The organism is Roseibium sp. JB4-4, from assembly GCF_055693425.1.
Genome location: NZ_CM146333.1, coordinates 1,975,047 through 1,987,266, shown reverse-complemented (window position 1 = coordinate 1,987,266; position 12,220 = coordinate 1,975,047). Strand labels below are relative to the sequence as shown.

11 protein-coding genes are annotated in these 12,220 nt (G+C 56.1%); 5 read left to right on the top strand and 6 right to left on the bottom strand.

Annotation, left to right across the window (positions count from 1 at the left end; all coding sequences use genetic code 11):
• Nucleotides 1-8 precede the first annotated feature (8 nt).
• The gene (locus ACZ1HV_RS09115) at nt 9-1,244 is read right to left on the bottom strand and encodes an MFS transporter (RefSeq protein ID WP_472717889.1); all 1,236 of its coding nucleotides are present in this window, start codon (nt 1,242-1,244) and stop codon (nt 9-11) included.
• A gap of 377 nt (nt 1,245-1,621) precedes the next feature.
• Here ACZ1HV_RS09115 and nadA point away from each other — a divergent pair, with 377 nt between their 5' ends.
• From nadA to ACZ1HV_RS09095, 4 genes are all read left to right on the top strand, one after another.
• Nucleotides 1,622-2,704: a quinolinate synthase NadA gene (gene nadA, locus ACZ1HV_RS09110; protein ID WP_298813761.1), complete on the top strand. Its 1,083-nt coding sequence runs from the start codon at nt 1,622-1,624 to the stop codon at nt 2,702-2,704.
• Nucleotides 2,705-2,816: 112 nt separating this feature from the next.
• On the top strand, nt 2,817-4,418 hold the full coding sequence (locus ACZ1HV_RS09105) for an L-aspartate oxidase (protein ID WP_472718420.1): 1,602 nt from the start codon (nt 2,817-2,819) through the stop codon (nt 4,416-4,418).
• A 12-nt stretch (nt 4,419-4,430) separates the two neighbouring features.
• Nucleotides 4,431-5,294, top strand: coding sequence for a carboxylating nicotinate-nucleotide diphosphorylase (gene nadC / locus ACZ1HV_RS09100; RefSeq protein WP_298983527.1), 864 nt, complete (start codon nt 4,431-4,433; stop codon nt 5,292-5,294).
• Nucleotides 5,295-5,378: 84 nt separating this feature from the next.
• Nucleotides 5,379-5,882 carry a YqhA family protein gene (locus ACZ1HV_RS09095; protein ID WP_298813757.1) on the top strand — a complete coding sequence of 168 codons (504 nt, stop codon included), beginning with the start codon at nt 5,379-5,381 and terminating at the stop codon, nt 5,880-5,882.
• Between the two features lie 18 nt (nt 5,883-5,900).
• Here the strand turns inward: ACZ1HV_RS09095 and ACZ1HV_RS09090 are convergent, their stop codons facing one another.
• The 5 genes from ACZ1HV_RS09090 to ygfZ form a co-directional block, all read right to left on the bottom strand.
• A complete protein-coding gene (locus ACZ1HV_RS09090) occupies nt 5,901-7,148 on the bottom strand; it encodes a cell wall hydrolase (RefSeq protein ID WP_472717888.1) in 1,248 nt (415 codons plus the stop codon).
• A 274-nt stretch (nt 7,149-7,422) separates the two neighbouring features.
• Nucleotides 7,423-8,409 carry an NUDIX hydrolase gene (locus tag ACZ1HV_RS09085; protein WP_298813753.1) on the bottom strand — a complete coding sequence of 329 codons (987 nt, stop codon included), beginning with the start codon at nt 8,407-8,409 and terminating at the stop codon, nt 7,423-7,425.
• Nucleotides 8,410-8,411: 2 nt separating this feature from the next.
• Complete coding sequence (locus tag ACZ1HV_RS09080; RefSeq protein ID WP_298958904.1) at nt 8,412-8,927, bottom strand: tyrosine phosphatase family protein; 516 nt, start codon at nt 8,925-8,927, stop codon at nt 8,412-8,414.
• Nucleotides 8,928-8,979: 52 nt separating this feature from the next.
• Nucleotides 8,980-9,642 (bottom strand): YfbR-like 5'-deoxynucleotidase, encoded by a 663-nt coding sequence (locus ACZ1HV_RS09075; protein ID WP_472717887.1) that lies wholly within the window; start codon nt 9,640-9,642, stop codon nt 8,980-8,982.
• A 24-nt stretch (nt 9,643-9,666) separates the two neighbouring features.
• Nucleotides 9,667-10,557, bottom strand: a complete 891-nt coding sequence (gene ygfZ, locus ACZ1HV_RS09070; RefSeq protein WP_472717886.1) for a CAF17-like 4Fe-4S cluster assembly/insertion protein YgfZ — start codon at nt 10,555-10,557, stop codon at nt 9,667-9,669.
• A 178-nt stretch (nt 10,558-10,735) separates the two neighbouring features.
• Between ygfZ and ACZ1HV_RS09065 the strand changes: the two genes are divergently transcribed.
• A complete protein-coding gene (locus tag ACZ1HV_RS09065) occupies nt 10,736-12,067 on the top strand; it encodes a dihydroorotase (protein WP_298983529.1) in 1,332 nt (443 codons plus the stop codon).
• Nucleotides 12,068-12,220 lie beyond the last annotated feature (153 nt).

The following is a 12,220-nucleotide window of genomic DNA, read 5'->3' as shown; positions in this document are numbered from 1 at the left end:
GCCTTTTTTCATTCTGCGGCTTCCTGTGCCAGACGCTGCACCGGTTTTTCTTCGATGGGCCAATGGACGATGGCCGCAAAAATACCCAGTGCGATACCGCACCACCAGATTGCATCATATGAGCCAGTCTCATCATAGAGTTTGCCGCCCAGCCAAACCCCCAGGAATGAGCCAATCTGGTGAGACAGGAAGACAAAACCGAACAAGGTCGCCATGTAACGGGGACCGAACATCACGGCTACCAGCCCGGATGTCGGCGGGATCGTTGAAAGCCACAGCAGCCCCATGACGCCCGCAAAGACCAAAACCGAAAACGGTGTGATCGGCAGCATGATGAAAGTGAAAATCGCAATGGAACGACCGATATAGATCAGCGATAGAAAGATCGGCTTCGAATAGCGTCCGCCAATGTACCCGGCCGCCAAAGACCCTACGATGTTGCACAGTCCAATCAACGCAATGGCCGTCGCGCCCCACGCCGGATCCAGGCCAAGGTCGGCAATATAGGGAGGCAGGTGCACGGTGATGAAGGCAACGTGGAAGCCGCAAACAAAGAAGCCGATGGTCAACAAGATGAAACCGCGGGTTCGGAATGCTTCGGCAACCGCGGCGCTCAGCTTCTGATCACTCGCCGGGTTTTGTTCTTGTGGCGGATCTGACTTGCCGCGTAAGGCAATGGCCAGCAGCGGGACAAGCGCAACCAGGCCTGCGAAGACAAGCAATGTCTGTTGCCAGCCGATATTTGCGATGAGCGCCCCTCCAAGAGGTGCGAACAGAAACTGTCCAAGCGAGCCGGAAGCCGTTCCAATTCCGAATGCGAGAGATCTTTGTTCGGGTAACACCGCGCGTCCAAATGCGGCCAGGACAAGGGAGAAAGACGAAAACGCAATTCCAAGGCCGATCAGGACACCAGCAGAAACATGAAGGGCGACTGCGCTTTCAGCATCTATCATCATAAGCAATCCGCTGGCATAGAGCAGTGAGCCGAATGCCATCGTCTTCCAGGTGCCAAACCGATCGGATACCATTCCCGCGACCGGTTGAGCGATGCCCCACATGAGGTTTTGAATTGCAATGGCCAGGGCAAAAATTTCCCTGCTCCAGTCGCGTGCTTCCGTCATGGGTTGGAAAAAGAGCCCCATGGCCGAACGCGGACCAAAGGAAAGCAGGGCAATCAGGCAACCGCAGGCAATGATCAGGGGAATATTGGGACCCGATCGGGGCAAGCTGGATGTGGCAGACATGGACACCTCATATCGTGAGTTTACGATAGGATAAGTGAGGGGTTGGTCATCGCAAAACGCGTATTTTTGATAGGTTGATCAATGAGCCGAATGTGTTCTGAAACGGATACAACTTGGCTGTCAGGTGTTTAGCTGGCTACTTGTCGCAGCGGGAGAATTGTTGATAACGCTCTGAAATCTAACAAGAATGAAATTTAGTTCCGGTTTTTGAGGAAAAACGATGGATTTGAGAGTAAAACAGGCCTATATAAACTCCGAAAGAGCAAAAGGGTAAGGGTCACCGTGCCCGTTTTCTTTTGCGAGATATATGCTCATATTGAGTATAATAGAAGGCGGGCAAAGTGCTTATGCAAGACCCGCGCATTAGGGAGGTCGCCATGACCATCGCCCAGACATCTGCACCGGTCGGAACACCGATCGCAAATGGAACGACGGCATTGGAGCGTTTCGGGAAGATCGAACGCCCTGATTTGAGCTATACACCTGAAGTCGCGGAAGCGACCGCGCCGATCTATGAAAAAGTCAAGCACATCATCCCGGCCATTGAGTGGCCGGCCCTGGCTCCGACAATTCATGCGATCAATCAGCTTAAGAAGCAGCGCAACGCCGTCATTCTCGCACACAACTACATGACGCCTGATATCTTTCACGGGGTCGCGGACATTGTGGGTGACAGCCTGCAGCTGGCGATCGAGGCAACCCGGACGGACGCCGATGTGATCGTTCAATGCGGTGTGCATTTCATGGCCGAGACTTCCAAGATCCTCAGCCCGGAAAAGACCGTACTGATCCCGGACATGCGTGCCGGCTGTTCGCTTGCCGAATCCATCACCGGCGCGGATGTGCGCGCGCTTCGGGAACGAAATCCAGGTGTGCCGATCATCACTTACGTGAACACGTCCGCAGACGTGAAAGCCGAATGCGACATTTGCTGCACATCCTCCAACGCACTGCAGGTCGTCGAGAGTTTTGGTGTCGACAAGGTTTTTCTGATCCCGGACAAATACCTGGCGGCCAATGTCGGTAACAAGACCGATGTGGAAGTCCTCATCTGGGACGGCGCTTGTGAAGTCCATGAACGCTTCACTGCCGAGGAACTGCGCGACTACCGCAAGATCGAGCCGGGTGTGAAGATCATCGCGCACCCGGAATGCCCGCCGGAGGTTGTTGCCGAGGCCGATTTTGCAGGTTCCACGGCACATATGATCGACTGGGTGAAAACCAGGCAACCGGAAAAGGTCATGATGATCACCGAGTGTTCCATGGCCGATAATGTTGCCAGCGAAACGCCCGATGTGGATTTCATTCGCCCGTGCAACCTGTGCCCACACATGAAACGGATCACTTTGGACAAGATCCTGGAGTCTTTGCTTGAGATGAAGGAAGAAGTCGTTGTGGATCCGGCAATTGCGGAAAGAGCGCGGGTTGCGGTTGAGCGGATGATCAACTTGAAAATCTGACCCGCTTCGGTCTAAACCGCATAAAGCGTTCTGCTCAGGATCGGCCGGCGTAACAAGCGACGGCCGATCCGAAGCTTTTCGGGCCATGCCCAATTTGTTCCAGGAAGTTCCCATGGAAGTGTCGGTTGAGGATTTTGCACCTGCCTATATTGGCAAGGATGTCGATGATGTCGTCATTCTCGGCGGCGGCCTAGCCGGTTTGTTTTGTGCGTTGAAACTCAGCCCGCGCCCGGTAACCGTCATCACCAATGCCCCCATCGGGCAAGGCGCTTCGTCTGCCTGGGCGCAGGGTGGCATTGCCGCGGCAATATCAGAACCGGATTCGGTTGAAGAGCATCGCGACGATACGCTGGCGGCCGGTTGCGGCATTTGCGAGGAGAAAATCGTCGAACAGATGACCCGTGAAGGCAGCGACCGTATCCACGATCTGCTCTCCTATGGCGTGCCATTCGACAAGGACTTGGAAGGACGTTTGAAGTTTTCGCGCGAAGCGGCCCATTCCCACAGCAGGGTTGTTCGGGTTCGCGGGGATATGGCCGGCCGAGCAATCATGGATGCGCTCATTTCAGCCGTACGCAAGACGCCGTCCATCCGTATTCTTGAAGGCTATATCGGCGAGAGTTTTCTGGGCAAAGGTCGTTATGTGACCGGTGTCCTGGCACGTCGGCGCGGCGGCATTGAGCGTTTGGCTTTCCCGGCCAAAGCGGTGGTGCTAGCCTCCGGTGGGGTCGGTCACCTGTTCGGCCTGACCACAAACCCTTACGAGGCCAATGGGCACGGACTTGCGATGGCAGCAAGAGCTGGAGCCGTTATTGCAGACGCTGAATTCGTTCAGTTCCACCCCACTGCTCTTGATGTCGGCAAAGATCCTGCCCCTCTTGCCACGGAGGCCCTTCGTGGAGAAGGCGCTATTCTTGTGAACAAGGCCGGTGAGCGTTTCATGGAAAAGGTCCACCCTAACCTGGAACTTGCCCCTCGCGACATTGTTGCCCGGGCAATCCATGAGGAAGTTTCGGCTGGGCGAGGCGCGTTTCTCGACTGCCGCGAGGCGATCGGTGCAAAGTTTCAGGAAGAGTTTCCAACGGTTTTCAAGGCGGCTGCGGCCGCCGGCATCGACCCGTCAAAAGATTTGCTACCCGTTGCGCCGGCGGAGCACTATCACATGGGTGGCGTCCTGACAGACGCAAATGGGCGGACATCGCTTGACGGTCTGTGGGCGGCCGGTGAGGTGGCCTCAACCGGTGCTCACGGCGCCAATCGTCTTGCTTCCAATTCTCTGCTCGAGGCCGTGGTGTTCGCCGCCAGGATTGCAGAAGACATCCAGGGATTGATGCCGACGCCTCGAAGCGCTTATTGGAACGAAATGGACGACGCTCCTGGTCTTCCCAGTCAGCGCAACGTTGAAGAACGCGACGCCATCACCGTTCTGCGAACGACCTTGTCCAAGAATGTCGGGGTCCTTCGCGATGCCGGCAGCTTGAAAGAAGCCTTGAGTGATATTGTGCGTGCCGAGAAGATCTGCGTACGTCAATCGATCAGGAACATGATGGTCGCCGGAAAGATTATTGCGGCTGCGGCGCTGAAACGGGAAGAGAGCCGGGGAGGCCATTTCCGCAAGGATTTCCCTCAGGAAAATCCGGATCTTGCCCAGCGCTCTTATACCACATTGAGCGAGGTCGAGACCTTGACCGCCGAAGCTCTGGAAACTGTTTGACCGGAGGAGCGCATGTCTCGCGCCACACTGCCTGAACTCCCGCGTCTCATGATCGATGAGGCGGTCAAATCCGCACTGCTTGAAGACTGGGGCAGGGCGGGTGATGTCACCAGTCAAGCGACGCTGCCATCCACCTCGACAGCCCGCGCGGTGATAGCAGCGCGAAAGCCAGGTGTGCTTGCAGGCGTTGGATGTTCAGAAAGTGCGTTTCGGCAAACCGATGCAGCGTTGCAGTTTGAAATTGCCCGCAATGACGGCGATCGGCTGGCTCCGGGAGACATCGTTGCGCGCATTGAAGGACCCGCACGGGGGCTGCTTGCCGCGGAACGGGTTGCCTTGAATTTCCTCGGGCATATGTCAGGAATCGCAACGGCAACATCCTTGTTTGCCGATCAGATCACCCATACGAAAGCCGATATTGTTTGCACACGAAAGACCACGCCGGGTCTACGCGCCTTCGAAAAATACGCGGTCAAATGCGGCGGGGGTGCCAACCACCGTTTTGGTTTGGATGATGCCGTATTGATCAAGGACAACCACATTGCGGTTGCCGGTGGGGTGACAAACGCCATCAAAGCAGCCAAGGCCTTTGCCGGGCACCTTGTCAAAATCGAGGTGGAAGTCGATACGCTGGAACAGCTTGAAGAGGCCCTCGCTGCAGCGCCGGATGTCGTCATGCTCGACAACATGCCGCCCGAAACGCTTGAAAAAGCCGTCGGAATCGCAAACGGCAAGGTGCTTTTGGAAGCATCTGGCGGCATAGAACTCGACACGGTCAGGGCGGTCGCAGAAAGCGGTGTCGACTTGATTTCTTCAGGCTGGATCACACATTCAGCACCGGTCCTCGACCTCGGGTTGGACATCGAGCTGTCCTGATCCCGACAGGCGCTGGTTGATCGGCTTGAAAAAGCACTCTAGCGTGCGTTGCAATAAGTCAGATCCGTTGCGTCAGGGCGCATGATGAGCGAAGAGCATAATCACAACAACAGCACGGTAGAAAAAGACTTCGTCATCCGGCTGACACGTTATGCGCAGATCCCTATGCTTCTGGGCCTTGCGGTCGGCATGGTTCTGTTTCTGATCACGTTCTTCGTGGACATCTACCACGCGGTCGAGACATACGAGTTTCTGGATCGCAAGAAGACGATCCTGCTGATCCTCAATCTTCTCGACATGGTGTTCATCGCCAATCTTCTGATCATGGTCGCGACGAACACCTACAACACATACCGGCTCAAGAAATCGGTACACGGCGACGACTACATTCAGCAGGGAGAGCGGGCCTACCGGCGGATGAAACACCGGATCGTCTCGACGATCATCATTATCTCGTCGATCCACGTCTTGAGTGAACTGCTGGAGTTTTCGCAGATCAGCATGCTGCAAGTTGCAGCGCTGCTCGGCTTTCACATCGTCTTGCTTGCCACTTATGTGGTCACAAATGTTTTCCGGTCAAACGACTGACGAGGCTGAGCGTCCGTATCAGTTCCAGCCGCCTGCATAGGTCTTGTAGAAAATGTGCAGTCCGACCTGGCCGCGTTTGGCCATGGACCGTGCCCACCGTGGACTGACGTAAGTTGCGTGATAGTGCGTCGAGGCATCGACCATCTTCAGGTACTGCTTGCCGTTCAAAACGTCCTTGGTCAGGCGCTGTGCCGTCTTCCAGGCAGCCGGACTTGAGATTCGATCCTTGATCCCGTCACAGGCGAAGGAAAACTGGCAACGATTGCGCTTGTGCTTGTTCTGGTAGACCACGCCACAGATGGAATTCGGATAGGCCGGGTTCTTGACCCGGTTCAGAACAACCTGAGCAACTGCAACCTGTCCCTGTTCGGACTCGCCGCGGGCCTCGAAATAGATCGCCTCGGCTAGGCAGCGCTGCTCCTTGCGTTGACCGACGGAAAGAGGCAACGGCTTTTGGGCCCACCAATGCGGGTTTTCGGGGTCTTCTGGAGGAGGGAGTTCCTGCTCGTATTTCGCCGCGCCAAACAGGGCGTTAAAGGGTTCTTTGGTCTCTTTGACACTGTCCGGGGCGTATGCAGAAACGAGCGAGAAGCTGGCTGCGGCTGCATTGCGTGCCATCATGACACGCTGCAGATCGAGCGGTCCGTCTTCCAGGAGCCCATCTTCGCTGGCCTTGGCCAGCCGGGTGGTTTCCTTGCTGTCGAGCGGTTCCGGTTTGACGAAGGCTACGCGAGGCAGGTCTTTGTGTTTTTTCTCGGTCGAGATCAGGCTCGACATCGCAAAGACATTCCCGGCGGCCTGATCAACCATTTGCCGATCGGGAGCCATGGTGATCAGCCGGTCACCCTTGGAGGACTCATTGGTCTCAATCCGGTCGGGAATTTCAGTCGGTTGCACGCTTCTGGCAACCTCTTCAAGACCCATAACCTGTTTGGCCTCGAATTCCTTGTCTGCTGATGTCAGCGTCAGAACGGGCGCACTGGTGTGGCTCGGTGGAGGCGTCGTTGCCAGCGACAGCTGCGGTGAGACCTTGGAGGTGAAGTTCCCCGGTTCCAAAGCCATCATCCAGCGTGGGGAGGCTTCGTTGCGGGCATTGATGAGTGCGAAGATGTCCTGCTCGGCAACCGACCCGCCAAGCCCGATGAACAACAACGGGCTGGCGACAAGAACATATTTGATCCGCCGCATGCGCGCACGGACCGGGCCGTATTCCTGAATCACTTTTGCAGAAAACCGCTTACTGTTGCGGGACTTTGGGCCAGACATACGCAGCCAACTCCAACTCGTTACACATCATCCCGGTTCACCGGATGAATGGTGCTAACGCCGTGTAAACGGCAATACTGCAATTGAAGATGTCTGCTTAACCTTGAAAGAGCGTTAATAAGCGAAGAATTCGCGGAAAATCTCGGCGTTTGAAATCAAATGCGCGAAGTTATGGTTAATATTACTAAGTAGTTTTCAGAGCTGAGTGTCGGAAATTGACCCAACCCGTCAAAGTCTTAGGCACAAATGAAAATACGATTCGATCAAAAGGCGGCTATCGTCCGCCACCAACACGCAATCCAGGTGCAGGGCGCTCGCTCATCAATTGATGTCGAAAACGGAACAAGGCAGCCGGTCTCCCGCCGGTCGCGGTAGAGGTTGCTCCGGTTGGCTCAACCAGATCGGCGTTTTCTACTAGTCGTCTGAAATTCTGTTTGTGCAGGTGACGCCCGGAAATTGCTTCAACCGATGTTTGCAGGTCTGTCAGAGTAAAAGTTTCCGGCATGAGCTCGAATATAACCGGTCGGTATTTCAACTTTCCACGCAGGCGGGAGATTGCCGTTGCCAGGACGCGTCGATGGTCGAACCTCATGGGCACGCCAAGGAAAGGCAGATCGCCACGGGCTTGCGCCGCGGCGCGACCGTCCGTTCGGGCCTCTTGCACCAATCCGGCTTCATAAAGCAGCTCGTAACGCTCGAGCGCACGTTCCTCGTCCCAACTTGTCGTGCCGGTGCCGAAGGCAAGATGAATACGCTCGCTGCGGGCAAGTGGCCTTGGCGGTTCTCCGGCCGCCGGTGGTTCCTGGGCCCAAGCGTCGAGCGCTGGCAGAATTTCGTTGTCGAGCAGCGCAGGGCGTCCGCTTCTCCAGTCTTCCCAGGGAAAATAGTCATACCAGGAATGCCAGGCGGAGTTGTGCTTGGACAGTGTTTCCTCAGAATCGGGTGTTTGACGCGTCAAGGCCAGGTACCCGACGGAAACAACATGAGGTCCTTCATCTCCGGCAACGCGGTGACGGCCCCGGTCGCCAAAAGTGTAGAGTTGTTCGACATAGCCGAGCCGCAACGCGGTCTGCTCTTCCACCCAGGCCCTCAGGCCGATGTCAAAGGTGCGATGCCGTATCGGGTCAAACGGTCCGAAGGGTAGTCCGTTAAGGGGTGAACCCACCGTGTCGTTCACATGGACGATCTGAGGCATGCCGTTGGAAACCGACACGATGACGGCGTTCAATCCGATTTCGATGCTGGCTTGCCGGTGCGGCATGGCTACTCCTCAGAATCGATGGGCATGAGAAACGGTGTTCCTTCAAAGGCGTTGGCACCTCGTCCAATTCCACGAATGGCGTCGATCATGCGCCCGTCCCGGCCCAACAACTTGTCGGCCATGGCCACGATGCGTGCATTTGGCGTTGCAGACGGCGAGCGCTTCCGCAGCAATGCGGCGAGCGCATATTCGTTTGCCGTTGGATTGAGAGCGCAGGCCGTAACATAGGCACCTGCCGTTGACCGGCTGATGCCGGCCCAGCAATGAATAACCAGCGGCGCTTGCCTGTCCCAGGAACCGACAAAAGCAATCAGGTCTTCAACATGTCGTTCGCTTGCCGGGATCAATCCTTCGACAGGGTCGACAATGTCATTGAAAGCCAGGAAGAGGTGCTTGCCGGGATCAATGCCCGCCGGCGTCGGTACTTCCATTTCCGCATTGATTAGCGTGACCAGTGTTTTTGCGCCGGTCTTATTCACCGTATCCGTCAACTTGGATAAGGAGCACACGTGAAGCATGGCAAAACCTTTTTAGTATCTGCCAACAAACTAGGGTCATTCGCGCTCAAGGTCACCCGTTTGCTTCGCGTTCGCTCCGTTTGTTCCCAGCTTCACGCAGGGCTTCGATCTCGTTGAAACGCTCCATGAATTTTTCCTGGGCTTTTGCCACCGGTAATGGTTCCAGTCCATAGTGCAGCTTGCCATCCTTGTTGAGTGGAAAACCACGAGGCCGTCCAAAGATCTTGGCTGCTTCCTGTTCATCGAAACCGGCAAGTTCAACAGCTTCGAAATACGCGCTGATGATATCCGCCCGTTTGGCGAGTTTCTTGACCGTCACAGGGATTACAGCAGGCAGTCCGAAGCGCAGGTGAATTGCGCCTTGCAATCGGGTTTCAACGGCCTTGTATGCTTCGCCGATAACCGCTTTGAACGGTGATATCATGTCCCCGATCACGTATTCCGGTGCATCGTGCAGCAACACGGCGAGCCGCCAGTTCGCTGTCAGGTCGGGCCTGAGTTGCCGCGCGATGTCTTCTACGATCAGTGAGTGTTCGGCGACTGAAAATGCATGATCGCCAAAGGTTTGGCCGTTCCAGCGTGCGACGCGGGCAAGGCCGTGCGCAATGTCTGCAATCTCGACATCGAGGGGTGAAGGGTCCAACAGATTAAGGCGTCTTCCCGACAACATGCGTTGCCAGGCACGAGGGGGCTGATCGGAACGGGCAGCGGGCATCGGTCCTCTGGACAAAGAGCGGTTTCAGTCCACGGCGCTCGTTTCAGGCCACGTGAATTGAGCCCAGTCAGGCAAAGCCACGCCGACTTCCACATCGCCGCATAGAAGTGGGCTGCCGTTGTCCTTGGCCTGCGCAACCTTGTCAAGGCGGATCAGCGCCAACCCAATCGACCCATTCTGACCAATGGCTGTTGACCCCAGCGTTCCCACACTCTTGCCCGCGGCGGTAAGGTCTGTTCCCTTGGCAGGAAGATCAGAGCCGCTGGCGACCTTGACGAACCGCTTGCGCGCCGTGCCACGGTGCTGGACCCTTGAAACAACTTCCTGGCCGACATAGCAGCCCTTTGTAAATGAGACGCCGTTTAGCTGGTCGAGGTCGGCGTCATGAGGAAAGATGTCAGAATAGTCATAGTCTTTCAGCCCTTCCGGAACGCCAAGTGCGATCCGGTGGGTGTCATAGGCAGCAAGATCGGCAGGAGCACCGTCAAGGGATTGCGATAGAAGGTCGACCTGACCGACGACACGTTGACCGAGGTCCTCCAGACGCGGATCGTTGACCGTAAGGAGACCTTCGTTTGTTGTGTTTCCATCTCCCCAAACAGCGAAGACGCCAATTTCTGCGTCGACAGCTTCAAGATCGACTTTCGCCCGCAAACGGTAAAAAGTCAGGCGCTTGAGCAGATCGGGGGCTACGGAACTTGGCGCGTCTACGTAAAAAACATCGTCGAGTTTGTAGATCAGGAAGTCGAAGAGGATCTTGCCCTGGGGTGTCAGCAGAGCGGCGGAAGCAGCACCGAGCTGACCCAGATTGTCGAGGTCCGACGTCACCAGGTTCTGTAGAAAATGCGTCGCCTCATCACCGGCGACCCTGATCAGCGAACGATCGGTCAGATGAGCATACGTTGCAGACGGCACGGCATCTTCCTTTTGTCGGACATGAAATTAGAACAGTCGCCCTTGCCCCAAATAGGCTCTCTCAATGGTGCCGGCAAGAGTGGAAACCGGGCGCCGTGTCTGGCTCTTTTAATAGGGTCCGCGTATAAGCCCCATGAGACCAGTTAAAATGCCCCGAACGCGATACCGGAGGAGCTCAATGAGCGCGACGTATGACCTGATCCTGCAAGGCGGAACCGTAGTCAATCAGGACGGCGAGGGGGTTCGGGATGTCGGGATTAGAAATGGTCGCATCGCCGGCATCGGCTCATTCGACAGCGCTCAGGCTGGAGAAGTGATTGACTGTACCGGATTACATGTCTTGCCAGGGGTGATGGACACACAGGTTCATTTCCGCGAACCCGGTCTTGAGCACAAGGAAGATCTTGAAACCGGGTCGCGCGCTGCCGCGATGGGCGGGGTAACAACAGTCTTCGAAATGCCCAATACAAACCCCTTGACCACAAGCGAAGCGGCCCTTGCCGACAAGGTCAGCCGTGGGCACCATCGCATGCATTGCGACTTTGCGTTCTGGGTTGGCGGTACCCGCGAAAACGTGAAGGATATTCCCGAACTTGAACGGCTCCCGGCAGCAGCAGGTATCAAGGTCTTCATGGGGTCCTCCACCGGAGATCTCTTGGTTGAAGACGATCAGGGTGTCAGAGACATTCTATCGGTAACAAGGCGCCGTGCAGCGTTTCACTCCGAAGACGAGTTTCGCTTGCGTGAGCGACAGGGGGAACGCGTTGAAGGCGATCCGAGCTCGCACCCCATCTGGCGGGACGAAATTGCAGCCCTGAAGTGTACCGAACGCCTGGTCACGATCGCCCGGGAAACAGGCGCAAAGATCCATGTTCTGCACCTTTCGACAGCGGAGGAAGTGGACTATCTGATCGCGCACAAGGACGTGGCTTCTATCGAGGTAACTCCGCATCATCTGACATTGACGGATGAGGCCTATCATCGCCTCGGTTCACTGGTTCAAATGAACCCGCCGGTGCGCGCACCGCATCATTCGGATCGTCTGTGGTGGGGGCTGCAGCAAGGCATTCTCGATATCCTCGGGTCTGATCATGCGCCGCATTTGCTGGAAGAAAAACAGAAACCTTATCCAGCCTCTCCGTCGGGCATGACAGGTGTTCAGACCCTGGTTCCCATCATGCTCGATCATGTGAACGCCGGTCGACTGAGCCTCGCCCGATTTGTCGACATGACAAGCGCAGGCCCACTTAGATTGTTCCAGACTGCCCGCAAGGGTCGGATCGCGATCGGCTACGATGCGGACTTCACTGTCGTGGACCTGAAGCTCAAGAAAACCATCAGGAACGAATGGATCGCTTCAAAGTGTGGTTGGACACCTTATGACGGTAAGGAAGTAACCGGCTGGCCCATTGGAACCATTGTGCGGGGACAGCGTGTTATGTGGGAAGATGAGCTCACAACACCGTCCCGTGGTGAAGCAGTCGTCTTTCAGGACGGCCTCAGGAAATAGATCGGAAACGCGTGAAGTCCCGCGTCTCAGGTGAGGCAAACCCCACCTCTTAGAGTCAGAGCTGTACAATTTGTGATGTGAATAACAGATCGAGTCCCGATAGTGTGCGACGGATTGGGGGAAAGGGTGAAGGAAACCAATAAGTAACCGTGT

Bases quoted from the DNA above. Each gene is read 5' to 3' on its own strand.
- ACZ1HV_RS09105 (WP_472718420.1), top strand. From the start codon at position 2,817: ATGGAAGTGTCGGTTGAGGATTTTGCACCTGCCTATATTGGCAAGGAT.
- nadC (WP_298983527.1), top strand. From the start codon at position 4,431: ATGTCTCGCGCCACACTGCCTGAACTCCCGCGTCTCATGATCGATGAG.
- ACZ1HV_RS09080 (WP_298958904.1), bottom strand. From the start codon at position 8,927: ATGCTTCACGTGTGCTCCTTATCCAAGTTGACGGATACGGTGAATAAG.
- ACZ1HV_RS09115 (WP_472717889.1), bottom strand. From the start codon at position 1,244: ATGTCTGCCACATCCAGCTTGCCCCGATCGGGTCCCAATATTCCCCTG.
- ACZ1HV_RS09095 (WP_298813757.1), top strand. From the start codon at position 5,379: ATGAGCGAAGAGCATAATCACAACAACAGCACGGTAGAAAAAGACTTC.
- ACZ1HV_RS09090 (WP_472717888.1), bottom strand. From the start codon at position 7,148: ATGTCTGGCCCAAAGTCCCGCAACAGTAAGCGGTTTTCTGCAAAAGTG.
- ACZ1HV_RS09075 (WP_472717887.1), bottom strand. From the start codon at position 9,642: ATGCCCGCTGCCCGTTCCGATCAGCCCCCTCGTGCCTGGCAACGCATG.
- nadA (WP_298813761.1), top strand. From the start codon at position 1,622: ATGACCATCGCCCAGACATCTGCACCGGTCGGAACACCGATCGCAAAT.
- ACZ1HV_RS09065 (WP_298983529.1), top strand. From the start codon at position 10,736: ATGAGCGCGACGTATGACCTGATCCTGCAAGGCGGAACCGTAGTCAAT.
- ACZ1HV_RS09085 (WP_298813753.1), bottom strand. From the start codon at position 8,409: ATGCCGCACCGGCAAGCCAGCATCGAAATCGGATTGAACGCCGTCATC.